This window comes from Streptomyces piniterrae, from assembly GCF_005048155.1.
Taxonomy (GTDB): Bacteria; Actinomycetota; Actinomycetes; order Streptomycetales; family Streptomycetaceae; genus Streptomyces; species Streptomyces piniterrae.
Window position 1 is genome coordinate 764,384 of sequence record NZ_SUMB01000003.1, and the last position, 22,076, is coordinate 786,459.

General features: G+C 71.9%; 23 protein-coding genes, 1 tRNA gene and 1 riboswitch. Of the genes, 9 read left to right on the forward strand and 15 right to left on the reverse strand.

Going from position 1 to position 22,076, the window contains the following annotated elements:
- Positions 1–133 precede the first annotated feature (133 nt).
- From FCH28_RS12085 to FCH28_RS12095, 3 genes are all read left to right on the forward strand, one after another.
- Entirely contained in the window at positions 134–808 is a 675-nt protein-coding gene (locus FCH28_RS12085) for a hypothetical protein (RefSeq protein WP_246102672.1), read from the forward strand.
- Positions 805–2,340 carry an NADH-quinone oxidoreductase subunit NuoF family protein gene (locus tag FCH28_RS12090; protein ID WP_136739804.1) on the forward strand — a complete coding sequence of 512 codons (1,536 nt, stop codon included), beginning with the start codon at positions 805–807 and terminating at the stop codon, positions 2,338–2,340. Before FCH28_RS12085 ends, FCH28_RS12090 begins: the two co-directional genes overlap by 4 nt.
- A gap of 192 nt (positions 2,341–2,532) precedes the next feature.
- Complete coding sequence (locus FCH28_RS12095) at positions 2,533–3,501, forward strand: SCO0930 family lipoprotein (RefSeq protein ID WP_136739805.1); 969 nt, start codon at positions 2,533–2,535, stop codon at positions 3,499–3,501.
- Here the strand turns inward: FCH28_RS12095 and FCH28_RS12100 are convergent.
- From FCH28_RS12100 to FCH28_RS12110, 3 genes are read right to left on the reverse strand one after another with little or no spacing between them, the layout of a single operon-like run.
- Complete coding sequence (locus FCH28_RS12100; protein WP_136739806.1) at positions 3,479–5,017, reverse strand: sodium:solute symporter family protein; 1,539 nt, start codon at positions 5,015–5,017, stop codon at positions 3,479–3,481. The two genes, FCH28_RS12095 and FCH28_RS12100, sit on opposite strands and share 23 nt — an antisense overlap.
- Complete coding sequence (locus FCH28_RS12105) at positions 5,014–5,214, reverse strand: DUF3311 domain-containing protein (RefSeq protein WP_246102674.1); 201 nt, start codon at positions 5,212–5,214, stop codon at positions 5,014–5,016. The genes FCH28_RS12100 and FCH28_RS12105 overlap by 4 nt, the downstream gene beginning before the upstream one ends.
- 58 nt (positions 5,215–5,272) lie before the next feature.
- The gene (locus FCH28_RS12110) at positions 5,273–6,625 is read right to left on the reverse strand and encodes a DUF445 domain-containing protein (RefSeq protein WP_136739807.1); all 1,353 of its coding nucleotides are present in this window, start codon (positions 6,623–6,625) and stop codon (positions 5,273–5,275) included.
- Positions 6,626–6,956: 331 nt separating this feature from the next.
- Between FCH28_RS12110 and FCH28_RS12115 the strand changes: the two genes are divergently transcribed.
- Positions 6,957–8,267 carry an SGNH/GDSL hydrolase family protein gene (locus FCH28_RS12115; RefSeq protein ID WP_136739808.1) on the forward strand — a complete coding sequence of 437 codons (1,311 nt, stop codon included), beginning with the start codon at positions 6,957–6,959 and terminating at the stop codon, positions 8,265–8,267.
- A 26-nt stretch (positions 8,268–8,293) separates the two neighbouring features.
- Here the strand turns inward: FCH28_RS12115 and FCH28_RS12120 are convergent, their stop codons facing one another.
- The 4 genes from FCH28_RS12120 to FCH28_RS39120 form a co-directional block, all read right to left on the reverse strand.
- The gene (locus FCH28_RS12120) at positions 8,294–8,983 is read right to left on the reverse strand and encodes a DUF1707 SHOCT-like domain-containing protein (RefSeq protein WP_136739809.1); all 690 of its coding nucleotides are present in this window, start codon (positions 8,981–8,983) and stop codon (positions 8,294–8,296) included.
- Positions 8,984–8,993: 10 nt separating this feature from the next.
- Positions 8,994–10,001: an ABC transporter ATP-binding protein gene (locus FCH28_RS12125; protein ID WP_136739810.1), complete on the reverse strand. Its 1,008-nt coding sequence runs from the start codon at positions 9,999–10,001 to the stop codon at positions 8,994–8,996.
- A gap of 74 nt (positions 10,002–10,075) precedes the next feature.
- Positions 10,076–10,840, reverse strand: a complete 765-nt coding sequence (locus tag FCH28_RS12130) for an ABC transporter permease (RefSeq protein ID WP_246102707.1) — start codon at positions 10,838–10,840, stop codon at positions 10,076–10,078.
- A 43-nt stretch (positions 10,841–10,883) separates the two neighbouring features.
- Entirely contained in the window at positions 10,884–11,678 is a 795-nt protein-coding gene (locus FCH28_RS39120; RefSeq protein ID WP_136739812.1) for an ABC transporter permease, read from the reverse strand.
- 321 nt (positions 11,679–11,999) lie between these two features.
- Between FCH28_RS39120 and FCH28_RS12140 the strand changes: the two genes are divergently transcribed.
- On the forward strand, positions 12,000–14,381 hold the full coding sequence (locus tag FCH28_RS12140; RefSeq protein WP_246102675.1) for a transglycosylase domain-containing protein: 2,382 nt from the start codon (positions 12,000–12,002) through the stop codon (positions 14,379–14,381).
- A 54-nt stretch (positions 14,382–14,435) separates the two neighbouring features.
- On the opposite strand, the gene FCH28_RS12145 is transcribed toward FCH28_RS12140, so the two are convergent.
- The 3 genes from FCH28_RS12145 to FCH28_RS12155 all read right to left on the reverse strand — a co-directional run bounded on the left by FCH28_RS12145 (position 14,436) and on the right by FCH28_RS12155 (position 15,786).
- Complete coding sequence (locus FCH28_RS12145; protein ID WP_136739813.1) at positions 14,436–14,756, reverse strand: DMT family transporter; 321 nt, start codon at positions 14,754–14,756, stop codon at positions 14,436–14,438.
- 34 nt (positions 14,757–14,790) lie between these two features.
- Positions 14,791–14,849, reverse strand: a riboswitch (guanidine-III (ykkC-III) riboswitch).
- 94 nt (positions 14,850–14,943) lie between these two features.
- The gene (locus FCH28_RS12150; RefSeq protein WP_048828920.1) at positions 14,944–15,246 is read right to left on the reverse strand and encodes a GroES family chaperonin; all 303 of its coding nucleotides are present in this window, start codon (positions 15,244–15,246) and stop codon (positions 14,944–14,946) included.
- Positions 15,247–15,462: 216 nt separating this feature from the next.
- Complete coding sequence (locus FCH28_RS12155) at positions 15,463–15,786, reverse strand: DUF3618 domain-containing protein (RefSeq protein ID WP_136739971.1); 324 nt, start codon at positions 15,784–15,786, stop codon at positions 15,463–15,465.
- A 271-nt stretch (positions 15,787–16,057) separates the two neighbouring features.
- Between FCH28_RS12155 and bcp the strand changes: the two genes are divergently transcribed.
- Positions 16,058–16,525 (forward strand): thioredoxin-dependent thiol peroxidase, encoded by a 468-nt coding sequence (gene bcp, locus FCH28_RS12160; protein WP_136739815.1) that lies wholly within the window; start codon positions 16,058–16,060, stop codon positions 16,523–16,525.
- Positions 16,526–16,759: 234 nt separating this feature from the next.
- Here the strand turns inward: bcp and FCH28_RS12165 are convergent, their stop codons facing one another.
- Positions 16,760–18,037 (reverse strand): sensor histidine kinase, encoded by a 1,278-nt coding sequence (locus FCH28_RS12165; RefSeq protein ID WP_136739816.1) that lies wholly within the window; start codon positions 18,035–18,037, stop codon positions 16,760–16,762.
- The gene (locus FCH28_RS12170) at positions 18,037–18,543 is read right to left on the reverse strand and encodes a hypothetical protein (protein WP_136739817.1); all 507 of its coding nucleotides are present in this window, start codon (positions 18,541–18,543) and stop codon (positions 18,037–18,039) included. Before FCH28_RS12170 ends, FCH28_RS12165 begins: the two co-directional genes overlap by 1 nt.
- Before the next feature lie 364 nt (positions 18,544–18,907).
- Here FCH28_RS12170 and FCH28_RS12175 point away from each other — a divergent pair, with 364 nt between their 5' ends.
- The 3 genes from FCH28_RS12175 to FCH28_RS12185 all read left to right on the forward strand — a co-directional run bounded on the left by FCH28_RS12175 (position 18,908) and on the right by FCH28_RS12185 (position 20,047).
- Positions 18,908–19,408, forward strand: a complete 501-nt coding sequence (locus FCH28_RS12175) for a hypothetical protein (RefSeq protein ID WP_136739818.1) — start codon at positions 18,908–18,910, stop codon at positions 19,406–19,408.
- 105 nt (positions 19,409–19,513) lie between these two features.
- Complete coding sequence (locus FCH28_RS12180) at positions 19,514–19,840, forward strand: hypothetical protein (RefSeq protein ID WP_136739819.1); 327 nt, start codon at positions 19,514–19,516, stop codon at positions 19,838–19,840.
- 123 nt (positions 19,841–19,963) lie between these two features.
- Positions 19,964–20,047: transfer RNA gene (locus FCH28_RS12185), tRNA-Leu, on the forward strand.
- A gap of 70 nt (positions 20,048–20,117) precedes the next feature.
- Here the strand turns inward: FCH28_RS12185 and rdgB are convergent.
- The 3 genes from rdgB to rph form a co-directional block, all read right to left on the reverse strand.
- On the reverse strand, positions 20,118–20,759 hold the full coding sequence (gene rdgB, locus FCH28_RS12190; protein WP_136739820.1) for an RdgB/HAM1 family non-canonical purine NTP pyrophosphatase: 642 nt from the start codon (positions 20,757–20,759) through the stop codon (positions 20,118–20,120).
- Positions 20,760–20,767: 8 nt separating this feature from the next.
- On the reverse strand, positions 20,768–21,184 hold the full coding sequence (locus FCH28_RS12195) for a hypothetical protein (protein WP_136739821.1): 417 nt from the start codon (positions 21,182–21,184) through the stop codon (positions 20,768–20,770).
- A gap of 134 nt (positions 21,185–21,318) precedes the next feature.
- Positions 21,319–22,050 (reverse strand): ribonuclease PH, encoded by a 732-nt coding sequence (rph, locus tag FCH28_RS12200; protein WP_136739822.1) that lies wholly within the window; start codon positions 22,048–22,050, stop codon positions 21,319–21,321.
- Positions 22,051–22,076 lie beyond the last annotated feature (26 nt).

Below are 22,076 nucleotides of genomic sequence, written 5' to 3' on the forward strand. Positions count from 1 at the left end.
TCGTTTGCAAAGCCGCGCCGCGCACCGCGCCCGGCCCTCGCCGCGCTCGCCCCGCCCCCGGCGCCCGCCTCATGAACCCGGCCGGCCACCGCGAAGGCCGGGCAAGGCGGCGGGCGGCCCCGCACGAACCGCCTTGCTGCGTCCGGCACTTCCGGCGGCACTGCTGATCTTTCTCGCCGTCACCCTGCACTCCGGCGCGATGAACACCACCGTGGCGTTCCTGGACTTCGGCGCCGGGGTGCTGGCGCTGGTCTCCCTGTCCGTCACGGTGCTGTGGGGCCTGGCGGCCACCGACCGGATGGTGCTGCAGACCGGCCACCGGCTCCTCGCCCAGGCCGTGCACCGCGGAACCGGCGTCGCCGGGCTCGGCTTTCTGGGCCTGCACATCGGGGTGAAGATCGCCGAGGGGCACACCGACGCGCTGTCCGCCGCGGTGCCGTTCACCGACGGCGCCCGCCCGGCGCTCATCGGCCTCGGCACGCTCGCCGGGTATGTCTTCCTGGCCGTCGCGGTGACCGGCGCGGTGCGCGGCGCGTTCACCGGCATCAGCGGCTCCCGCTGGTGGCGGGCGCTGCACATGAGCGCGTACGTCGCCTGGGCGCTGGCTCTGGTGCACGGCCTCAAATCTGGCCGGGAGGCGGCGGGCTGGGCGACCGCGGGCTACGCGATCTGTCTGGTCGCGGTGGCCGTACGGCTGGTGCTGCGGCTGCGCGGGCAGGGGTGGTCGCTGCGGGCACCCAGGCCCGGTGAACCGGCCGAGCCGCGCTGGCCGCTGAACGAGCGCCAGGTCCCGGGTGGGCGCCGATGACCGCCCCGGCCCCCACCCGACCACTGCCGGCCGTGCCCGAGCCCGAGCCGGTACCGACGCTGGCGTCCCTGGGCCCGCCACGGCTGCTGGCCGGCCTCGACGCCATGCCGCGCCTCGACCGGGTCGCGCATCTGGCCCAGCACGACTCCCCGCCCCGGCTGACCACGCAGGAGCTGATCGCGCTCGCCGAGGACACCGATCTGCGCGGCCGCGGCGGCGCGGGCTTCCCCTTCGCCCGCAAGCTGTCCGCGGTCCTGGACGGCATGAAGCGCTCGGACGGCAAGGCGGCGGTGGTCGTCAACGGCAGCGAGGGCGAGCCCAGTTGCCTCAAGGACACCGCGCTGCTGCTGCACGTACCGCATCTGGTGCTGGACGGCGCGCTGCTGGCCGCCGAGGCGCTCGGCGCGCAGGAGGTCGCGATCGGTGTGACCCGCGAGGACGTGGCGGACTCGGTGCGCCGGGCGATCGGCGAACGCGGCCCGATCCGCCGCACCTTGCGGGTCTCGCTGCTGACGGAGCGCTTCGTCACCGGTGAGGGCACCGCGCTGACCAGCGGCCTGATGGGCGGCTCCGGTCTCCCCTCCGGCCGCAAGGTCCGCTCCAGCGAACGCGGTCTCAACGGTGTGCCGACCCTGCTGTCCAACACCGAGACCTACGCCCAACTGGCCGTCGCCGCACGGCTGGGCGCCCTCGGGTACCGCACCGCCGGTCTGCCCACCGAGCCCGGCACGCTGCTGCTGACCGTCGCCGGCAACAGGGTCGTGGAGGCCCCGTACGGCATCCCGCTGGCCCAGGTCCTCGCCCTGTGCGGGACCGACGCCGGGCAGGGCGTGCTGATCGGCGGCTACCACGGCACGTTCATCTCCCCGTACGACGCGCAGACCGCGACGCTGTCCCGTGACGCGCTCAAGGGGTACGGCGCGGTCCTGGGCGCCGGGGCGGTGCTGCCGCTGCCGTACGACACCTGCGTCGCGGGCGAGACGGTACGGGTCACACGCTGGATGGCCGCCGAGTCGGCCGGCCAGTGCGGCCCCTGCGTGCTCGGCCTGCCGGCCCTCGCCGATGTCCTCGCCGACGCCGTACGGGGCGGCGGTGACACCGCCCTGGACGCGGTCCGCGCCCGTATGGACGCGGTGCGCGGACGCGGCGCCTGCAGCCACCCGGACGGCACCGCGCGCTTCGTCGCCTCGGCCCTCGCCGCCTTCCCCGAGGAGTTCGAGCGTCATGCGCGCGGGTTCGGGTGCGGCCGCCCGGTGACCGGGGCCCTGCCGGTCACCGGGCACCTGCCGGGCCCACCGCCGCCGGCCGCCGCTCCCCCGGCGGCACGGAAGCAGGAGCGGCTGCTGGTCGACTGGACGCTGTGCCGCGGCCACGGCCTGTGCGCGGACGTGGTGCCCGGCGTCATCAAGCTCGGCCCGGACGGCTATCCGGAGTCGGCCAACATGGCGCTGCCGGCCCGGATGCGCCGCCGCGCGCAGCTCGCGGTACGCCGCTGCCCGGCGCTGGCGCTGCGCATCCAGGCCGCCAACTAGCGCCTCCGGCACGGCGTTTCGCGTCGCCGTGACAAATTTCCCGGCGGCTGAACGCGGCACCCCCCGCGCCGCGTACTCCCACCCACAACGGCACGAAGACAACGGCACGAAGACAACGGCACGAAGCGGGAGCGCTCGGCCAAGAGCGCCCCGTCGACAACCACCGACAACGCCACCGACAGAGGAGCAATCATGATCACTCGACGTCGTGCGGGACTCGCGGCCGCGGCCGTCGCCACCCTGGCGCTGACCGCCGCCTGCGGCAGCAGCGGCAACCAGGCCGGCACACCGACCACCGACACCGTCCAGCCCGCGGGCCAGGGCAGCGCCGACTACGGCTACGGGGCCTCGGGCTCCGACCAGGGCGGTGACGGGGCGTACGGCGGCCAGGCGGGCGGTGAGGACGGCAAGGCGGCGAAGGCCGGGCCCGGTGCGGGCAAGCTCGCGCTGTCGTCGTCGCCCGAGCTCGGCCCGGTCGTCACCGACGCCAAGGGGATGACCCTCTACCGCTTCGACAAGGACACCCCGGACCCGGCCAAGTCCAACTGCTCGGGCGCCTGCGCCACCACCTGGCCGCCGGTCCCCGCCGACGGCGCGACCGCCCCCGCGGGCATCTCAAAGAGCGATCTCGGCTCGGTCACCCGCGCCGACGGCGTCAAGCAGCTCACCATCGCCGGCTGGCCCGCCTACCGCTACGTCAAGGACACCAAGCCCGGCGACACCAACGGCCAGGGCGTCGGCGGCACCTGGAACGCGCTGGCCGCCGACGGCAAGAAGGCCGGTGCGCAGAAGCTCGGCGACGTGTCGGTGTTCAAGCACCCCGAGCTCGGCGAGATCCTCGTCGACGGCAAGCAGCGGACGCTGTACCGCTTCAACAAGGACAGCGCCTGGCCGATGAAGTTCGGCTGCAACGACGCCTGCCTGGACACCTGGAAGCCCGCCAAGCCCGCCGACCGCTCCAAGCTCACCGGCATCCCCGAGAAGCTGATCACCACCGTCACCCGCCCGGACGGCATCCGGCAGCTGGCCGTCGACTGCTGGCCGGTCTACTGGTTCACCGGCGACAAGCAGCCCGGTGACATCAACGGCCAGGGCAAGATGGGCCTGTGGTTCGCGGTCTCCAAGGACGGCAAGAAGATCACGTCGACGCCGGAGGGCTGACCGCCGCGCCCCGCGACGCCGTGTCCTCCTCCGTGCCCTCCCCGGTGAACCCGTCGTCCAGCGCCAGCACTTCGGCGTCCGGCCGGTCGTCCGCGGCACGCGGCCCCAGCCAGGTGACCGCGAGCGCCACCGCCACGTTGGCCACCAGCCCGACGACCCCCGCGTTCATCCCCCAGGCCGGGTCATGACCGCTGAACACCAGCACACAGACGAGCGCGAAGCCCACCACCAGGCCGCTCACCGCGGCGTGCAGCGTCAGCCGCCGCCACACCAGCCCCAGCAGCAGCATCGGCACCAGCTGTGCCATGCCCTCGTACGAGATCAGCGACAGCCGGACGAGGGTGTTGGGGGCGGTGTAGGTCAGCAGCAGCGCGAGCGCCCCTGCCACCACCACGACCACCTGCGACCACAGCTTCTGGCGGCCGGCCAGCCGGGGTATCGCGCCCAGCACGCTCCTCCCCCACATCGTGCCGATGACCAGCATGAACACGGCCATCGGCACGATGGAGGAGAGGGCGGCCGCCACCCCGATCAGACCCACCGCCCAGGCCGGCAGGGAATCCACCACCAGCTTGAACAGCGCGAGATTGGAGTCCGCACCGGTCAACCCCGGCACCACGAACACCGCCGCCAGGCCCAGCAGCATCGGGACGAACAACAGCACGTTGTAGAACGGGAGGTACATGGCGTTACGGCGCAGCGCGTCGGCATTGCGGGCACCGAGACAGCCCGCCACGGTCGTCGGAAAGATCACCACGGTCAGGGAGTTGACGAGGGTGGTGGTGACGAACCAGCCCTGGCCCAGGCCCCCCGAGGCGTGTCCCGGGAACGTCAGCCACTGCGGCCGCTCGGCGACGACCCGGTCCAGGAAGGGGCCGTAGCCGCCGAAGTAGTGCAGCGGTACGTAGAGCGCGAGGAAGGCGAGGGTGCCGATGACGAGGATGTCCTTGAGCACCGACACCCAGGCGCTGCCGCGCAGTCCGCTGACCACGACGAACCCGGTGGTGACCGCGAACGCCAGGAAATAGGCCAGGTTGAGGCCGATGGCACCGTAGGAGATGGTCGAGACGACCACGCCCATGCCGGTGATCTGGAGCTGGATGTACGGCAGCAGGCAGACGGTGGCGAGGAGGGCGACGGCGGCGCCGAGCCAGGGCCGGCCGTAGCGGTGCGCGACCATGTCGGTGATGCCGACCAGTCCGTGCCGGCGTGCGTAGGCCCACAGCATCGGGCCGACGACATAGCCGAGGGCGTAGCCGCAGGACATGTAGGCCAGGACGTAGAGCACCGGGGCGCCGAAGTTGTAGCCCCAGCCGGCCGCGCCGAGATAGCTGAAGCTGGTGTAGCTCTCGCCGGCCATCAGCACCCAGATGAACGCGGTACCCAGGCTCCGGCCGCCCACCGACCACTCCGTGAGCCCCCCGCCGGCCCCGCGGCCGCGCACCGCGAGCAGACCGAGGGCCACGGTCAGCACCATGAAGCCCCCGAAGATCGAGGTCGCCACCACGGCGTTCACGCCCGCCCCCGCTTCCTGTCGCCGCGCCGGGCCAGCCACACCGCGACCGGCGTCAGCAGGGTCGCCAGCAGCATCCAGAAGAAGAGGAACGGCAGCCCGAGAACGGTCGGCGTCACACGGTTCACCAGAGGCAGCACGCCCAGATAGAGGACGTACGGGACCGAGAGCCACAGCAGCGTGGCGCGACGTTTCTGCACGTCGTGAGAGCGTAGTCGCTGTGTTTGGCGGGCGCGTTCCCGGCCGCCCGGCCGGCGGTCAGCCCCCGAGCGCGTGCGACACCGTGTAGATGCACAGTCCGGCCAGCGCGCCGACGACCGTGCCGTTGATGCGGATGAACTGGAGGTCGCGGCCGATGTGTGCCTCGATCTTCTTCGAGGTGTGTTCGGCGTCCCAGCCGGCGATGGTGTCGGTGATCAGGGAGGTGATCTCGCCCTGATATGTCGTCACCACATACACGGCGGCGCCTTCCAGCCAGCCGTCGACCTTGCCCTGGAGGCGGTCGTCGACGGACATCCGCTGCCCGAGCGACAGCAGGGAGGCGCGCACCCGTAGCCGGAGTTCGCTGCGTTCGTCCTCGGCGGCGGCGACGATCATCGCGCGGACCGCGCCCCAGGCGGAGGCGATCAGGTCCTGCACCTCGCCGCGGCCCAGCACCTCGGACTTGAGGCGCTCGACCTTGGCCCTGGTGCCCGGGTCGGACTGCATGTCGCCCGCGAAGTCCTTCAGGAAGCGGTCGACGGCGCCGCGGGCCGGGTGCTCGGGCATGTCCCGCATCTCGGTGACGAACCGCAGGAGTTCCTTGTAGACCCGGTCGCCCACCCTGCGGTCGACGAACCTCGGGGTCCAGCCGGGCGCGCCGCCGGAGACCGCCGCCATGACGGAGTCGCCGTGCTCGACCAGCCAGTCGTGGGCGCGGCCGCAGACCAGGTCCACCACCCGTTTGTGGCCGCCCTCGGAGACGACCTTCTCCAGCAGCGCGCCGATGCCGGGCGCGATCTCCTGGGCGTCCGCGCGCCGGGTGATCGCCTCGCCGACCACCGCCTGCACATCGGAGTCGCGCAGCACGGTCAGCGCGCCGCGCAGCGCGGTGGAGAGTTCGGCGGTGACCCGGTCGGCGTTCTTCGCCTCGGCGAGCCAGCCGCCGAGCCGCCGGCTGATGCCGACGGAGCGCAGCCGGAGGCGGACGACCTCGCCGGAGAGAAAGTTCTCACCGACGAAGTCACCCAGGCTCTGACCCAGTTGATCCTTTTTGGTAGGAATGATTGCGGTGTGCGGGATCGGCAGTCCCATGGGCCGCTTGAACAGCGCGGTGACCGCGAACCAGTCGGCCAGCGCACCGACCATGCCGGCCTCCGCGGCCGCCGCGACAAACCCCGTCCAGCCGCCCGCACCGGAGGATGCCGCCCATTTCGCCAGCACATAGACCACCGCGACGGCCAGCAGCAGGCCGGTGGCCAGCGTCTTCATCCGCCGGACGGCGCGCCGCTTCTCCTCGTCCAGGGCGCTGTAGCCGAAACCTACGGGCGCCGCGACCCGGGCCCCGGCCCCCGCGTCCGCGACCGGCGCCGCATCCGCTCCCGGCGCCGCATCCGCATTCGTGCGTTCCATCCGCTCCACCGCTCCCACCGTGCCCCGTCATCCGTACGGCCGTACCCCGCGCCGCGTATCTCCGCGCCGCGTACCTCCGCGCTGCGGATTCCCGCACCGCGGATTCCCGCGCGCCTGCGGCCGTATGTCCAACTGTGACCTACTACCGGAACGAACCACGAGTTCCCCGCGTCCACGTCAGGGAGGCAACGCCCAGGGCGCCGGGCGGCCTCCCGAGGGTCCGTGGGATCATGAAGCACCGATCGGACCGCAATGGTGCCGCTGATCACTCGCTGCCCTTGCCCGCTGTCCGGAGCATCACGCTCCGCCTGCCCCAGGAGACCTCTCCCGCATGAACAAAAGTGTGGGTTACGCCCTGCTCGCCGGTCTGGCGGCGGTGGTGGTGCTGATCTCTACCGCGATATTCGTCGGCTTCGGCGGCGAGCGCGGCGGTGTCGGCAGCTCCCCGCACAAGCCGCGCGACCCCGCGGCCCCGGCGGTCTCCGGGCAGTGGGTCGGCACCTGGTCCGCGGCCGCGGCGGCCGCCGAGCCGGGCGCGCTGGACGGCTACGCGGGAATGTCGATACGCAATGTGGTGCACACCAGTGTCGGCGGCTCCGGCGCCCGCATCCAGCTCTCCAACCTCTACGGCACCCGCCCGCTGGCCGTCAGCCACGCCTCGCTGGCCCTGGCCGCCGCCCCCAGCAACCCGACCGCGGCGGCCGGCACCATGCGCCGGCTGTCCTTCGGCGGCCGGCCCGCGGTGACCATCCCGGCCGGCGGCGCGGTCACCAGCGACCCCGTCCGGCTCACCGTCCCGCACGACGCCGACCTCCTGGTCACCACCTACTCGCCGTCGCCCTCGGGCCCCGCCACCTACCACCCGTACGCCCGCCAGACGTCCTACCTGGCGCGCGGCGACCGCACGGAGGACGCCACCGGCGCCGCCTACACCGAGCAGAGCCCGTACTGGCGCTATCTGACCGGTGTGGACGTGTGGAGCACCGAGGCGCGCGGCACGGTCGTCGCCATAGGCGACTCGATCACCGACGGCATCACCTCGACCGCCGGCGCCAACCACCGCTGGACGGACTTCCTGGCCGCCCGGCTGCGCGACGAGCCCGGTGCGCCCCGCTACGGCGTCCTCAACCAGGGCATCAGCGGCAACCGCCTGCTCGTCAACGGCAGCCGCTTCTCGCCCAACAACGGGCCGAGCGTGCTGTCCCGCCTGGACCGCGATGTGCTGTCGCGTACCGGGGTGAAGGCCGTGATCGTCGAGGTCGGGCTGAACGACCTGTTCAAGTCCCCGCGCCAGCTCGACCCGGAGAGGATCGTGGCGGGGATGCGGCAGATCGTCCGCGAGGCGCACGCCCGCGGCCTGCGCGTCACCGGCAGCACCCTTACGCCGTTCGGGGGCCACCGCGGCTACTCCCACCAGCTGAACTCGGTACGCGAGCAGGTCAACCGCATCATCCGGTCCGGCACGGTCTACGACGAGGTCGTGGACTTCGACAAGGCGCTGCGCGACCCGGCGGCGCCGGTGCGGCTGCTGCCCGCCTACGACTCCGGCGACCATCTGCACCCGAGCGACGCGGGCAACCAGGCGATGGCGAACGCGCTGAACCTGGAGCATCTCAAGGGGTCGGTGCCGGCCCAGCTCTGAGGCGCGGCCCAAAAGCGCGGTGCCGGTCAGCCCAGTTCCTTGCGCCGCTCGCGCTCGTCGGCCTCCAGACGGCGCCGCTCCTCCTTCAGACGGCGCCGCTCGGCCCTGTGCAGCTTGCGCTCGACGCCGACGCCGCCCATCAGGGCCAGGCCCTTGACGATCACGCGGGGCGCGCCGGGGTCGCCCGGCACCCCGTCCTCGCCCTGGTCGAAGCCGCCCATGATGCCGAGGCCGCGCATCTCGACCTGGACGCCCGGCGGCACCACGATGTTCACCCCGCCCATGACCGCCCAGCAGGTGATGACGATCTCGGGCCCGGCGAAGTCCGCCTCGCGCAGGTCGATCTCACCGCCGCCCATGACGCACACGGCCGTGAAGCGGCGCCCGATCGTCCATCGCCCCTTGCGCTGGAAGCCGCCCAGGACGCCGATGCCCGCCGAGGACCCGTCCACGCCGCTCACGATCCGCTCGGACCAGGCCGTGACGGCACCGCTGTCCTTGCGCAGGGACAGCGCCGCGGGAGCCTCCGCGGCGGTCGGAAGATCCGCGGTGATCGGCGCCAACTCCCCGTACGTACGCGCCCGGTACGTCGCGTCCAGCCGCTCCTCGAACTCCTCCATGACGAGCCGCCCCTCGGCGAGGGCGTCCCGCAGAATCTCGGCCACCCGCTCACGGTCGGCGTCGGAGGCGCGCAACTCGGGGAGTTTGTCAGTCATGGGCACCAGATTAGGCGCCGCCGGGTGAATCGGGGCCGGAATCTCCTCCTGCGTAGAGCTTCGCGATCACGTCCTCGATGTCCGGCTCGCGGACCGACAGATCCACCAGCGGATAGCGTTCGGCGACCGCCGCGACCAGGGGTGCCGCGCTCCGCGCCGCCGGGAACGCCAGCCACTGGCGCGGGCCCTCCACCTTGACCGTACGGGCCCCCGGCACGCCCTCGATCGGCGGCAGTTCCCGCTCCAGGTCCACCACCAGCGTCCGCTCGCCGTCCCCGGCCGCCCGCAGTCCGGCGAGTCCGCCGTCGTACACGAGACGGCCGTGGTCGATGACCATCACACGGCGGCACAGCTGCTCGATGTCGGTCAGGTCGTGGGTGGTGAGCAGGACCGTGGTACCGCGCTCCGCGTTCACCTCGAGGAGGAACTCGCGGACCTTCGCCTTGCTGATGACGTCCAGGCCGATGGTCGGCTCGTCCAGATAGAGCACCTCCGGGTCGTGCAGCAGCGCCGCCGCGATATCGCCGCGCATCCGCTGGCCCAGCGACAGCTGCCGGACCGGTACGTCCAGCAGCGGCGCCAGGTCCAGCAGTTCGACGCAGCGCTCCAGATTGGCGCGGTAGGCGGTGTCCGGGACCCGGTACATCCGCCGCACCAGCTCGTAGGAGTCCTTCAGCGGCAGGTCCCACCACAGGGTGGTGCGCTGTCCGAAGACCACCCCGATCCGGCGGGCCAGCCGGGTACGCTCCCGCGCCGGGTCGATGCCGGCGACCCGCAGCCGGCCGCCGCTGGGCACCAGAATGCCCGTCAGCATCTTGATCGTGGTGGACTTCCCGGCGCCGTTCGGCCCGATATAGCCGACCATCTCGCCGCGCGGCACCCGGAAGCTGATGCCGTCCACGGCCCGCACCTCGTCCTTGACCCGGCGCAGCCGGCCCGCCTTGCGCCGTACCGAGAAGACCTTTTCGACGCCGTCGACCTCGATCAGCCGCTCGGCCGCGGCAGCACCGCTCACCACACCCGCTCCTCATGTCGTCGTGCCGGCCGGCCGCCGGCTCCCCGTCGGTTCCTGTCGGTGCCCGTCGGTGCCCGTCAGCTCCCCGTGCTGCGGTACGCCCGTACGCCGCCCCGCCACGCCAGCCCGGCGCCCGCGCACATCAGCGCGGCCACCGCGGGCCCCATGAAGTCCACCCAGCCGGGCAGCCCCAGCGGGTCCGGGCGGCCCAGCAGCCGCAGCGCGGGCAGCCAGTTCACAAAGGCCAGCGGGATGACGAAGGTGACCCCGCGCACCAGGTCCCTGGCGAACACCGTCGGCGGGTACTGGAGCATCGTGTTGCCGCCGTAGGTGAAGGAGTTCTGCACCTCGGCCGCGTCCTGCGCCCAGAACTGGAAGGCGGCCCCCGCGGTGAACACCGCCGCGAAGATGGCCGCGCCGCACACCGTCATCAGCGGCACCATCAGCATCCGGCCCACCGTCCAGTCCACGTCCAGCCGGGACACCGACCAGCCGAGGACCAGCAGGCCCTGGGTGATCCGGCCCAGCCGGCGCAGTGCGAAGCGGTCGGCGGCGACCTGCGCGAGGAGTGGCGCGGGGCGCAGCAGCAGGGTGTCGAGGGTGCCGTCGCGGACCCGGCGGCCGAGCCGCTCCATGCTGCCGAACAGCAGATCCGCCAGGCCCAGCGAGACACTGGACGTGCCGTAGAGGAAGGCGACTTCGGGCAGCGTGAAGCCGCCGAGCGCCTCGATCTGGGAGAACATCAGCATGATCGCGACGAAGTCCAGCGCGGTGGCCACGAAGTCGCCGAACGTCATCATCACGAACGACGTCCGGTAGGCGAGGGTGGAACGCATCCACATCCGTACGATCAGCCCGTACGCACAGAGCCCCTGGGCGACCCGGCTAGCCACCGTGCACCACCACCTTGCGGGTGGCGGCGCTCTGCACCAGCCGTCCCGCCGCCAGCAGCAGCACACCCCACATCGCCTGGAACGCCAGCCCCCGCAGCAGCGATCCGCCGGTCCGCGCGCCCAGCAGCACATCCGCCGGCACCTGGAGCATCGCCGCCCACGGCAGCAGCTGGGCGAGCTCGCCGAAGCCGCCCGGGAAGACCCGCAGCGGCAGCACCATCCCCGAGAAGAACATGCAGGCCAGCCCGCTGATCATGGCCAGGCCCGAGCCGTCCAGCAGCCAGAAGCAGGCCAGGGCGACGAGATAGCGCAGCGCGAAGCTGACCACCACCGCCAGCGTCGTGGACAGCAGGAAACAGGCCCAGGTCAGCGCGTCGGCCGGCAGGGCGAGCGGGAAGAACAGGGCGCCCACCGCCATCGGCACCACCCCGCGCCCGAGCAGTTGCAGCGCCGCCCGCCCCAGATCGGCGGACAGCCACCACAGCTGGAGGTCGGCGGGCCGGTAGAGGTCCACGGCGATGTCGCCGGTCCGGATCCGCTCCTGCAACTCGCCCACCCCGCCGATGAGCAGGGCCACGGACGCCAGCAGCGCCTGCCCGGTCCACACGAACGTCACCGCCTGCGCCTGGTCGTAGCCGCCCAGATGCGGCCGTTCGTCCCACAGCGCGATATAGGTGTAGGCGACGATGAACCCGAAGACGGTGTTGGTGAAGACGCCCGCCACGGTGGCCATCCGGTACGTGGCGTAACGCCGGAAGCTGCCGGCCGCCACCGCCGTGTACAGCACGTCCGCTTCCCCTCCCAGCCTTCCGCCGTCCGATCGCGAGCACCGGAGCGTAGCCGCGTGAACGCGGACCACACCATCGATTTATCACCCTTCCGGGTGAGCCGCGGCGGCCGTTCGGCCGGTCACGAGGCGGTGACAGGTGCGCGCCGCCCCCCTTGACTGGAACGCATGATGCGACAGTTTCTGACCGAGCGGCAGTTTCCGTTCCGGCGCCGGACGGAGACCGCACGGGACCGAGACCGCACGGGCCAGACCGCCCCCGCTACGACGCCGATCCGCCGCGGCACAACCCTCGGCGGCGGCCGAGGAGTCCATAAAGACATGAGCGACGATCCGCAGCACGACGGCCCGGAGCACACCGGCCCCCCGCAGTGGGGGCCGCGTCCCGACGCGCCGACGGCGGGCGGGGACGGTGCCGGGGGGAGCGAGACCGAGGCGAGTGAGACAGGGGCGAGTGAGCCCGAGGGGAGCGGCGCGGAGGGCAGCGGCGCGGCGGCCAGCGGCGCCGGGGCCGCCAAGCCGCCGCGCACCGGCTGGCGTCGCTTCGTGCCGACCTGGCGGGTGGTGCTCGGCACCGTGCTGGGGATCCTGCTGCTGATCGTGGGCGGGCTGATCGCCGGCTATCTGCTCGTCGACATTCCGCCGGCCAACGCCGCGGCCAAGGCCCAGAGCAATGTCTATCTGTACTCCAACGGTACGGAGCTGGCCCGCGACGGCGACGTCAACCGGGAGAACGTGTCGCTCAGTCAGATCCCCCGGTCCGTCCAGCGGGCCGTGCTCGCCGCCGAGGACCGCGACTTCTACTCCGAGTCCGCCGTCGACCCGCTCGCGATGCTGCGGGCCGGCTGGAACACCCTCACCGGCAAGGGCAAGCAGTCCGGTTCGACCATCACCCAGCAGTACGTCAAGAACTACTACCTGGGCCAGGAACAGACCGTCACCCGCAAGGCCAAGGAGTTCTTCATCGCGATCAAGCTGGACCGCGAGGTGAGCAAGAACGACATCCTGGAGGGCTATCTCAACTCCAGCTACTACGGCCGCAACGCGTACGGCATCCAGGCCGCCGCCCAGGCCTACTACGGCAAGAACTCCGAGGAGCTGACCACCGCCGAGGGCGCCTACCTGGCCACTCTTCTCAACGCGCCCAGCGCGTACGACGTCGTCGCCCGCCCGGAGAACAAGCCGCGGGCGCTGGCGCGTTGGAACTATGTGCTGGACGGCATGGTCAAGAAGAAGTGGCTCAGCCGGTCCCAGCAGTCCGCGATGAAGTTCCCCAAGCCGGAACCGGTCAAGGCGTCCGCCGGACTCAGCGGCCAGCGCGGCTATCTCGTCGAGGCGGTCAAGGACTATCTGACCACCAACAAGATCCTCGACGAGGACACCCTGCGGGCCGGCGGCTACCGCATCACCACCACGATCAGCAAGAAACGTCAGAACGCGTTCGTCGACGCGGTCAACACACGGCTGATGGACAAGCTCAGCGACAAACGGAAGGTCGACAGCTACGTCCGCGCCGGCGGCTCCTCCATCGACCCCGAAACCGGCCGGGTCGTCGCCCTCTACGGCGGCATCGACTACGCCAAGCAGTACGTCAACGGCGCCACCCGCCGCGACTACCAGGTCGGCTCCACCTTCAAGCCGATCGTCTTCGCCTCCGCCGTCCAGAACGACGCCACCACACAGGACGGCGTCCCCATCACCCCCCACACCATCTACGACGGCACCAACAAGCGGATGACCGTCAGCAACGGCTCCCCCACCGGCTTCGCGCCCGCCAACGAGGACGACCGCTCCTACGGTCCGATCACCGTCACCGAAGCCACCGACAAGTCCGTCAACGCCGTCTACGCCCAGATGGGCATCGACGTCGGCCCCACCAAGGTCAAGAACACCGCCGTCGATCTCGGCATTCCCGCCGACACCCCGAGCCTCGCCTCGTCCCAGGGCGCGATCTCGCTGGGCACCGCCACGCCCAGCGTCCTGAACATGACGCAGGTGTACGCGACGTTCGCCAACCACGGCCGGCAGCGGCCGTACACGCTGGTCGACAAGGTCTCCAAGAGCGGCGACGACCTCGAACTGCCCGAGCGGCCCGAGGGCACCGCCATCGCGCGCGACGCCGCCGACACCACCACCTCGATCCTGCGCAGCGTCGTCGAAGGCGGCACCGCCACCGCCGCCCAGGCCGCCGGCCGGCCCGCGGCGGGCAAGACCGGCACCGCGGAGGAGGACAAGGCCGCCTGGTTCGCCGGCTACACGCCCGACCTCGCCACCGTGGTCGCCGTACTGGGCCAGAACCCCAAGAGCGCCGCGCAGGAGCCGCTGTACGGCGCGGCGGGCCTGCCGCGGATCAACGGCGGCGGCTTCCCCGCCGAGATCTGGGCCGACTACACCGCGGCCGCGCTGGAGGGCAAGCCGGCCCGTGACTTCGACCTGGAGCTGGAGCCGGGCGCCGAGGAGCCGCCGCCGACCACGAGCGCCCCGGCACCGCCCGAGCCGACCCTCGAACCGCCGGTGCCCACCGTCGAACCGCCCACCGACTTCCCCACCGAGCCGACCGAACCGCCCGAGCCCACCTTCCCGACCGAGGAGCCGACGTTCCCCGAGCCCACGGAGGACTTCCCGACGGTGGGGCCGGAGGCGCAGCAGCAGCAGTACGTCGGAGGGGACATGCAGTGGAACGAGTGGGACGGCGACGGCTGACGGGCCGTGGCATCACGGCCCGGCGCCTCTCAGGGGCCCGACGTCGCCTTCGGCTCAGTGGCCGGACGTGGCCTTCAGCCCGACCACGGCCACCAACAGCAGCACGATGAAGAAGATCCGGGCGGCGGTCGCCGGCTCACCGAGCACCAGCATCCCGACCACCGCCGCGCCGGCCGCCCCGATGCCGACCCACACGCCGTAGGCGGTACCGATCGGCAGGGTCCTGGCCGCGTACGAGAGCAGCAGCATGCTGACGACGATGCCCGCGCCGGTGAACACACTGGGCCACAGCCGGGTGAAGCCGTCGGTGAACTTCATACCGATCGACCAGCCGACCTCCAGCAGACCGGCGACGGCGAGCAGGATCCATGCCATGACGGCACCTCCGTGGAATACGAGCTTCAACAGGGGTGCGTCGTCTTGTCCTGACCCGGTACGGCGCGTCTCGTCGGGTTCTCCCGAGGCTAGCAAAGGGCACACAAAACGGGCGGTGACCTCGGTCACCGCCCGTTTTCGCGGGCTCCGCGGATCTCTACCGCTCTCTGCAGATCGCTACAGATCGCTACAGATACAGCCCCGTCGCGTCCTCGGCGCCCTCCAGCCGCTCCGCGGCCACCGCGTGCAGATCGCGCTCCCGCATCAGCACATACGCCACGCCGCGCACCTCGACCTCGGCCCGGTCCTCCGGGTCGTACAGCACCCGGTCGCCCACCTCGACGGTCCGCACGTTCTGCCCGACCGCGACCACCTCGGCCCAGGCCAGGCGGCGGCCGACCGCGGCGGTCGCCGGGATGACGATGCCCCCGCTGGAGCGACGCTCGCCCTCGGGGATGTCCGTCCGGACCAGCACACGGTCGTGCAGCATCCGGATCGGCAGCTTGTCGTGGGTGTCCTTGGTGTTATTCGGGCTCACGGCATGACCGTACATGCCCGGCGCGGCGCCCCGCGTCGTGGTGGACCGGGGCGGGAGCCGCGGTCGGCTGCGGCCAGAGAAAACACATCAACCACGCCACCGCCCGGCGCCCCGCGTCGTGGTGGACCGGGGCGGGAGCCGCGGTCGGCTGCGGTCAGTGAGAACACCTCAGCCGCGGCGCCGCTTGGCGCGGCGCAGCGTCAGCAGGCCGACCGCGGCGACACCGATCAGCGCCACCGGAACGATTCGCTCCAGCCGGGGCGTCCCGTCCTCCGTCACAAAACGGTCGCGCACGTCCGACACCGCCCGGTTGGCGGCCACATACGCCCGCCCCGCGGTGCGGTCCACCACCGCCGCGGCCTTCGCCTTCGCATCGCCGATGATCGTCTGCGGGTGCAGTCGCACACCGATCTCGTCGAGCGTCACGGCGAGATCCTGCCGCCTGCGGGCGATGTCCGCCTCGATCTGCGCAGGGGTCCTGGCTTCCGACACCGCGCTGCCTCCGTCGTCTCGGGCCGATGCGTACGAGGACGCGGACCGCGACCGGCCGCCGTCCTCCCGTACGGAACCGGCCACCGTGTCCATGCCGATTCGTGATGGACAGTCTGTCAGCTCGTGTCCGGGCGCGCCCCACAGCACCCCCGTTTCGCGCACCGGCGGCGCCCCCGGCACCATGCCGCGGCCCGGCTGCGTAATCTCGGGGCAGACGGATCCCCGCAGATCCCGCGCGTTCCCCGCGACCGACCACAGAGGAGAGCCATCCATGAGTGAGCGACTGCAGACCGGCGACGCCGCACCCGCCTTCACCCTCCCCGACGCGGATGGCAAGCAGGTCTCGCTCGCCGACCACAAGGGCCGCAAGGTCATCGTGTACTTCTACCCGGCCGCCCTGACCCCCGGCTGCACCAAGCAGGCCTGCGACTTCACCGACAACCTCGACTTCCTGGCCGGCCACGGCTACGACGTCATCGGCATCTCCCCCGACAAGCCGGAGAAGCTCGCCAAGTTCCGGGAGAAGGAGGACCTCAAGGTCACGCTGCTCGGCGACCCGGACAAGAAGGTCCTGGAGGCGTACGGCGCGTTCGGTGAGAAGAAGCTGTACGGCAAGACCGTCACCGGCGTGATCCGCTCGACCGTCATCCTCGACGAGGAGGGCAAGGTCGAGCGGGCGCTGTACAACGTCAAGGCCACCGGCCACGTCGCCAAGATCATCAAGGATCTCGGCCTGTAGGGAGCGAACGACCCCCCAGGGGGCGGCCCACAGGGAACGCCCCCCAGGGAACGCCCCGTCGGGGAATACCGCCCCGCGCCCCCACGTTGTGGACCCGCAGGGGGCCCTCGCGACCCCTAGGGGATCTGTTCGACCACCCCCTAGGGGAAACCCCCGAGAAAAGCCCCCCGAGGACGCGAGCCACCCCCTAGGGGCACGCCCCCCTCGCCCCCCAGAGGCACACCGGCTCGCCCGCTAAGGGCACGCCCCCTCGGGGACCGGTGCCATCGACGTCCGGTCCGGCAGTTCCAGTACGGCCTCGGCGCCGCCCTCCGCGGCGGCGCCGAAGTCCAGTCGCGCCCCGAGGACCTCGGCCTGACCCGCCGCGATCGTCAGGCCCAGGCCGTGCCCGGTGCCCCGCTCGGGTGCCGCCGTACGGAACCGGCGCGGCCCCTCCGCGCACAACTCCGCCGGATAGCCGGGGCCGTGGTCCCGCACCACGATCCGTGCGCCCTCGACCACCACCTCTATCGGCGGCTTGCCGTGCTTCGCCGCGTTCGCCAGCAGATTGACCAGCACCCGCTCCACCCGCCGCCGGTCCGTCTCCACGATCCGCGGCTCGCCCTCCACCGCCACCGACACCTCGGACACCCCCCGCTGACGGGCCGCCCGCTGCACGATCCCGCGCACCAGCGACGGCAGCTCGCAGGCGTCCAGATCCGCCCGCTCCACACCGGCGTCCAGCCGGGACACCTCCAGCAGGTCCTCCACCAGCCGCCGCATCGCCTGCGCCCGGTCCTGCACCAGCTCCACCGCACGCGGCTGCGGCAGCAGTTCCGCCGCGGCCACCAGTCCGGCCACCGGCGTCCGCAGCTCATGCGCCACATCCGCGGTGAACTCCCGCTCCGCCTCCACCCGGGCCGCCAGCGACGTCGCCATGTGATGCACGCTGCGCCCCAACTCGGCCACCTCGTCGCGGCCGTTACTGGCCAGCGCGTCCGCGTCCGGCGTCTCGCCCGCCGCGATCCGCCGCGCCGCCGCCGCGCTCAGCCGCAGCCGCCGCGACAGCCGCTGCGCCACGAACCACGACACCACCGCCATCAGCAGGACGGTGCCGCACCCGGCGATCAACAGCGCCCGGTCCAGGGCGAGTTGGGCCGGATCGTCGTCCGGGTACGCCGCCGACACCGACAGCGACCGCATCGGCCCGTCCGCCTCCGGACCGGCGCTGACACCCGTCGCCGCCCACACCCGCGGATCCTCGCCGCCGCTGACATACGTCCCGGAGCGGCCCTTGAACACCGCCTCCCGCAGCGGCAACGGCAGCGTCGCGTCGTTCAGCTGCGCCCCCAGCACCAGCTTGGCGTCCCGCTCGTAGATCTGCAGCGCGGAACTCAGGCGGTCGTCCTGATACGCCCGTGCCGACCGTTCCCGCTCGGCATCGGCGATGTGGTGCACGGCGAACCCGAGCACCACCACGGCCAGCGCCGTCACACATGAAATGGCCAGGGCGATCCGGCCTCGGATGCCCATCACGCGAGGTTGTACATCTCCGTCGTGTCCCCGAGCGGGGTCGAGCCCTCGTACGTCACCTCGAGCCCGGTGAAGGCCCGCCCGCCCTTGACGGGCTCGGCGCCGTAGAGCCGGAACGTCGCCGGGAACCCGGCATCCACCCCGGCGCCCGCCGCGGTCTTCTCGACCTGCACCACGCCGGTGCCCTCCGCCTCCTGGGAGCCATAGCGGTCCCAGGTGATCTCGGTGGCCACCATCCCGGCGTCCGCGCAGGCCAGCGTGATCACCTGCGGCTTGATCACCGGCTCGCCCATGCCGCAGTCGCGTACGCCCGGCAGGCCCCCCGAGGGCTTGCCGGGCGACTTCACGTCCTGCACCGCCGCGGTCTTCGGCGCCGAGCCCACCGCCGACGCGCGATCCGACGCCTGACTGAACCACACCCCGCCGGCCGCCAGCGCCGTCACCACGACGAAGGCCGCCAGAGCGGTACGCCCACGAGCCCAGCGGGCCCCAGCGCGGTCGGTCATCACGTACTCCTCCCGGGGCTCCCACCCCGTACCCCCACCAGCTCTTCGGCGACTCACCGACAGCTCTTCTACGGAAAAGTGCGGAATCGACAGGTCCACTCTCTCTTCCTCGCGACACAGCCTGATTGCCCGAATCCTTCGGTGACCGCGCGGCTGTGTACCAGTCCTGTAACAAGCGCCCTCCCGGCCCTAGCGGACCCCCAGGACAGGCCCGTTGCGCCGCGGAGCGGTCGACACCCCGCCCTTGCGCGCATACGTGCGACCAGGTAACCGGTTCGGGTGGAAACGCGCCCGCTTTCGGCATCTTTTGCGTGCCTTGACCTCTTCAAGGGGATTAATGCGGGAAGAGCGTTGGGAGAGTGATATGCGCTACACCGTCAGCACACGCCGCTCCGCGGCCGCTGGCGGCTTTTGCGTTCTGCTGCTGCTCGCGCTGCTGGCACTGCTGCACACCGGAATCGCCACCGACTCCTCCCTCGGACCGGACTGCGACCGCAGCACCTGCCCGACCCATGCCGGCGCCCCCGCGGCGTCCGCCCCCGCCGTGTCCGTCCGCGCGCCATCTGTCCGCGCGGCGTCCGTCCCGGCCGTGTCCGCCGCGCCCCGAAGGCCCTGCGCCGGCACGGATCCGGAACTGACCTCGACCGGAAGCACCAAGAAGCATCCGGGCAGCGGCGCCCGGCGCATCGCCCACGCCTCGGCCTGCCACCTCCGCCACCACGTCCCGACCGGGGCCGGCGGCAAGGCGATCGGGGACTCCCCCGCCGAGCACACCATCGCGGCACCGGGCGACGCCCGCCACTGGGCCGTCGTCACGGCCCCCGCCGCCGAACCCGCACAGCGAACGGTCGTCCTGCGCTGCTGATCTGACCCGGCCGCCGCATCCGCCTCCCTCCCCCAGCGGGGCCGTGGGGCACCGGCGGCCTGCCGTCATCCGCACTCGGGACTTCCACACCGCAGGAGATTCGGCATGCCCATCGACGTCTTCGCCGCCCTTGGCGCGCTCGTACGCGCCGAGGCCGCCCGCACCACACCGAAACCCCCGGCCCAGCGCAGCACGCCGGAGTCCACGACCCCACACACCGACGACACGACGGCGGGGAGCGCGGACGTCCCGGCGCCCGCAGCGTCCGAAGAGACCGCCGGGAGCGAAAAGACCGAAGGAGGCGAGGAGACCGGAGAATCCGAAGAACCCGGAGCGTCCGAGGAGCCCGGCTCCGACGCGCCGCCTCCGTCCACCGGGCGAAAACACCTGCTCGCCAGGCTCTTCCGGAGGCTGTCCGCGCTCTTCGACTAGCGCCGACTCCTACCGGATCGCTCAACTCCGGTCGGATACGCCCCACTTCAGGCGCAGGCCGCGGCACCTCCCGCGGCCCCCGCGTCCCTGATATGACGAGCCCGCTACTATGACAGTCGTCGAGCGGCCGTTGCTGAATAGGTATAAGCGAGGGTTTTAGGTGCCCTTGGGAGAAATCCCATGTGGGTTCGAGTCCCACCGGCCGCACTGACCATGGAAACGAAGGGCCGGCCCGCGGAGTTCGCGGGCCGGCCCTTTGTCGTACAGATGCCCGGGTTCAGCCCAGCAACTCCGCCACGACCGGCGCCAACGCCCGGAACGCCTGGCCCCGGTGGCTGATCGCGTTCTTCTCGGCGGGGGTCAGTTCGGCGCAGGTACGGGTCTCGCCGAGGGGCTGGAGGATGGGGTCGTAGCCGAAGCCGCCGGTGCCGCTGGGGGTGTGGCGGAGGGTTCCTTCGAGTTTGCCCTCGACGACGCGCTGGGTGCCGTCCGGGAGCGCGAGCGCGGCGGCGCAGGCGAAGTGGGCGGCGCGGTGTGCGTCGTCGATGTCGGCGAGCTGGGCGAGCAGGAGCGACAGGTTGGCCTGGTCGTCGCCGTGCTTGCCGGCCCAGCGGGCGGAGAAGATGCCGGGGGCGCCGCCGAGGACGTCGACACAGAGTCCGGAGTCGTCGGCGACGGCCGGGTGGCCGGTGGCCCTGGCCAGGGCATGCGCCTTGAGCAGGGCGTTCTCGGCGAAGGTGACGCCGGTTTCCTTGACGTCCGGGATCTCGGGGTAGGCGTCGGCGCCGACGAGTTCGATACCGAGGCCGGCGGCTTCGAGGAGGGACCGGAGTTCGACGATCTTGCCGGTGTTGCGGGTGGCGAGGATGAGGCGGCGGGGGGACGGGGCTGCGCCGTGCCCGGCGGTCTGAGGCTGCATGGGAGCGATTATCCCGGGGTGCAGATCTTGGTCATGTCGCCGGCCGCGTCGGAGATGGGCTTGAGGTCCGGGGCCTGCGCGTTGTCGATGTCCTTGCGGGCGTCCTTGACGCCGGTGTTCATCTTGTTGATGGCCTTGGAGAGCTCGGGGTCGTCGGTGGACTTGCCGACCTTGTCGAGGTTCCGGTCGATGGCGTCGAGGGCCTGCTTGGCTTCCTGCGGGTTGTCGAGGGAGCTGCCGACGGCCTGCTGGAGTTTGCCGACGCTGTCGACGATCGCGTTCGCGGTGTTGGCGCAGTCCATGGCCTTGCTGACGGCTCCGCAGCCCGAGAGCAGCGGTATCGCGAGCGCGCCGGCGGCGAGCGCGGCGAAGGCGGCGGTGGCGGGGCGGCGGTGCGGGAACTGACGGTGCGTACGCGGAGCCATCGGGTGGTTCCTCTCCTTGGTTGTGCGCGGGCAAAGGAACAAACGCGCGGCGCCCTGCTTTGGTTGCCGGGGCGCCGCGGTCGGGGGTGGGAATCGGACGGCGGGGGACGGAACGGGCAGTCCCGTCCCTGCCGTTACAGCGTGGCGGCGAGCGCCTCGCGCTGGACGGTGTCGAGTTCGGCGCAGCCGGCCGCGGCGAGGTCGAGCAGGGAGCCGAGTTCGTCGCGGGTGAAGGGTTCGGCCTCGGCGGTGCCCTGGACCTCGACGAAGCGGCCGTCGCCGGTGCAGACGACGTTCATGTCGGTTTCGGCGCGGACGTCTTCCTCGTAGCAGAGGTCGAGCAGCGGGAGGCCGTTGACGATGCCGACGCTGACCGCGCTCACCGTCCCGGTCAGGGGCTGGCGGCCGTGCTTGACGAGCTTCTTGTGCCGGGCCCAGGTGATGGCGTCGGCGAGGGCGACGTAGGCGCCGGTGATGGCGGCGGTGCGGGTGCCGCCGTCGGCCTGGAGGACGTCGCAGTCGAGGACGATGGTGTTCTCGCCGAGGGCCTTGTAGTCGATGACGGCGCGCAGCGAGCGCCCGATGAGGCGGGAGATCTCGTGCGTGCGGCCGCCGATCTTGCCGCGTACGGATTCGCGGTCGCCGCGGGTGTTGGTGGACCGGGGCAGCATCGAGTACTCGGCGGTGACCCAGCCTTCGCCGCTGCCCTTGCGCCAGCGCGGGACGCCCTCGGTGACGGAGGCGGTGCAGAAGACCTTGGTGTCGCCGAAGGAGATGAGGACGGAGCCTTCGGCGTGCTTGCTCCAGCCGCGTTCGATGGTGACGGGGCGGAGCTGTTCGGGGGTGCGGCCGTCGATGCGAGACATGGCGTAGAGACTATCTGCAATATCCG

What these genes read in the sequence shown, in the direction of transcription:
- FCH28_RS12130 (WP_246102707.1), bottom strand. Translation starts at nt 10,840, where the DNA reads ATGTGGATGCGTTCCACCCTCGCCTACCGGACGTCGTTCGTGATGATG.
- FCH28_RS12115 (WP_136739808.1), top strand. Translation starts at nt 6,957, where the DNA reads ATGAACAAAAGTGTGGGTTACGCCCTGCTCGCCGGTCTGGCGGCGGTG.
- rdgB (WP_136739820.1), bottom strand. Translation starts at nt 20,759, where the DNA reads ATGCAGCCTCAGACCGCCGGGCACGGCGCAGCCCCGTCCCCCCGCCGC.
- FCH28_RS12175 (WP_136739818.1), top strand. Translation starts at nt 18,908, where the DNA reads ATGCGCTACACCGTCAGCACACGCCGCTCCGCGGCCGCTGGCGGCTTT.
- FCH28_RS12120 (WP_136739809.1), bottom strand. Translation starts at nt 8,983, where the DNA reads ATGACTGACAAACTCCCCGAGTTGCGCGCCTCCGACGCCGACCGTGAG.
- FCH28_RS12110 (WP_136739807.1), bottom strand. Translation starts at nt 6,625, where the DNA reads ATGGAACGCACGAATGCGGATGCGGCGCCGGGAGCGGATGCGGCGCCG.
- FCH28_RS12195 (WP_136739821.1), bottom strand. Translation starts at nt 21,184, where the DNA reads ATGGCTCCGCGTACGCACCGTCAGTTCCCGCACCGCCGCCCCGCCACC.
- bcp (WP_136739815.1), top strand. Translation starts at nt 16,058, where the DNA reads ATGAGTGAGCGACTGCAGACCGGCGACGCCGCACCCGCCTTCACCCTC.
- FCH28_RS12165 (WP_136739816.1), bottom strand. Translation starts at nt 18,037, where the DNA reads ATGGGCATCCGAGGCCGGATCGCCCTGGCCATTTCATGTGTGACGGCG.
- FCH28_RS12090 (WP_136739804.1), top strand. Translation starts at nt 805, where the DNA reads ATGACCGCCCCGGCCCCCACCCGACCACTGCCGGCCGTGCCCGAGCCC.
- FCH28_RS12095 (WP_136739805.1), top strand. Translation starts at nt 2,533, where the DNA reads ATGATCACTCGACGTCGTGCGGGACTCGCGGCCGCGGCCGTCGCCACC.
- FCH28_RS12180 (WP_136739819.1), top strand. Translation starts at nt 19,514, where the DNA reads ATGCCCATCGACGTCTTCGCCGCCCTTGGCGCGCTCGTACGCGCCGAG.
- FCH28_RS12150 (WP_048828920.1), bottom strand. Translation starts at nt 15,246, where the DNA reads ATGCTGCACGACCGTGTGCTGGTCCGGACGGACATCCCCGAGGGCGAG.
- FCH28_RS12145 (WP_136739813.1), bottom strand. Translation starts at nt 14,756, where the DNA reads ATGGCATGGATCCTGCTCGCCGTCGCCGGTCTGCTGGAGGTCGGCTGG.
- FCH28_RS12170 (WP_136739817.1), bottom strand. Translation starts at nt 18,543, where the DNA reads ATGACCGACCGCGCTGGGGCCCGCTGGGCTCGTGGGCGTACCGCTCTG.
- FCH28_RS12140 (WP_246102675.1), top strand. Translation starts at nt 12,000, where the DNA reads ATGAGCGACGATCCGCAGCACGACGGCCCGGAGCACACCGGCCCCCCG.
- rph (WP_136739822.1), bottom strand. Translation starts at nt 22,050, where the DNA reads ATGTCTCGCATCGACGGCCGCACCCCCGAACAGCTCCGCCCCGTCACC.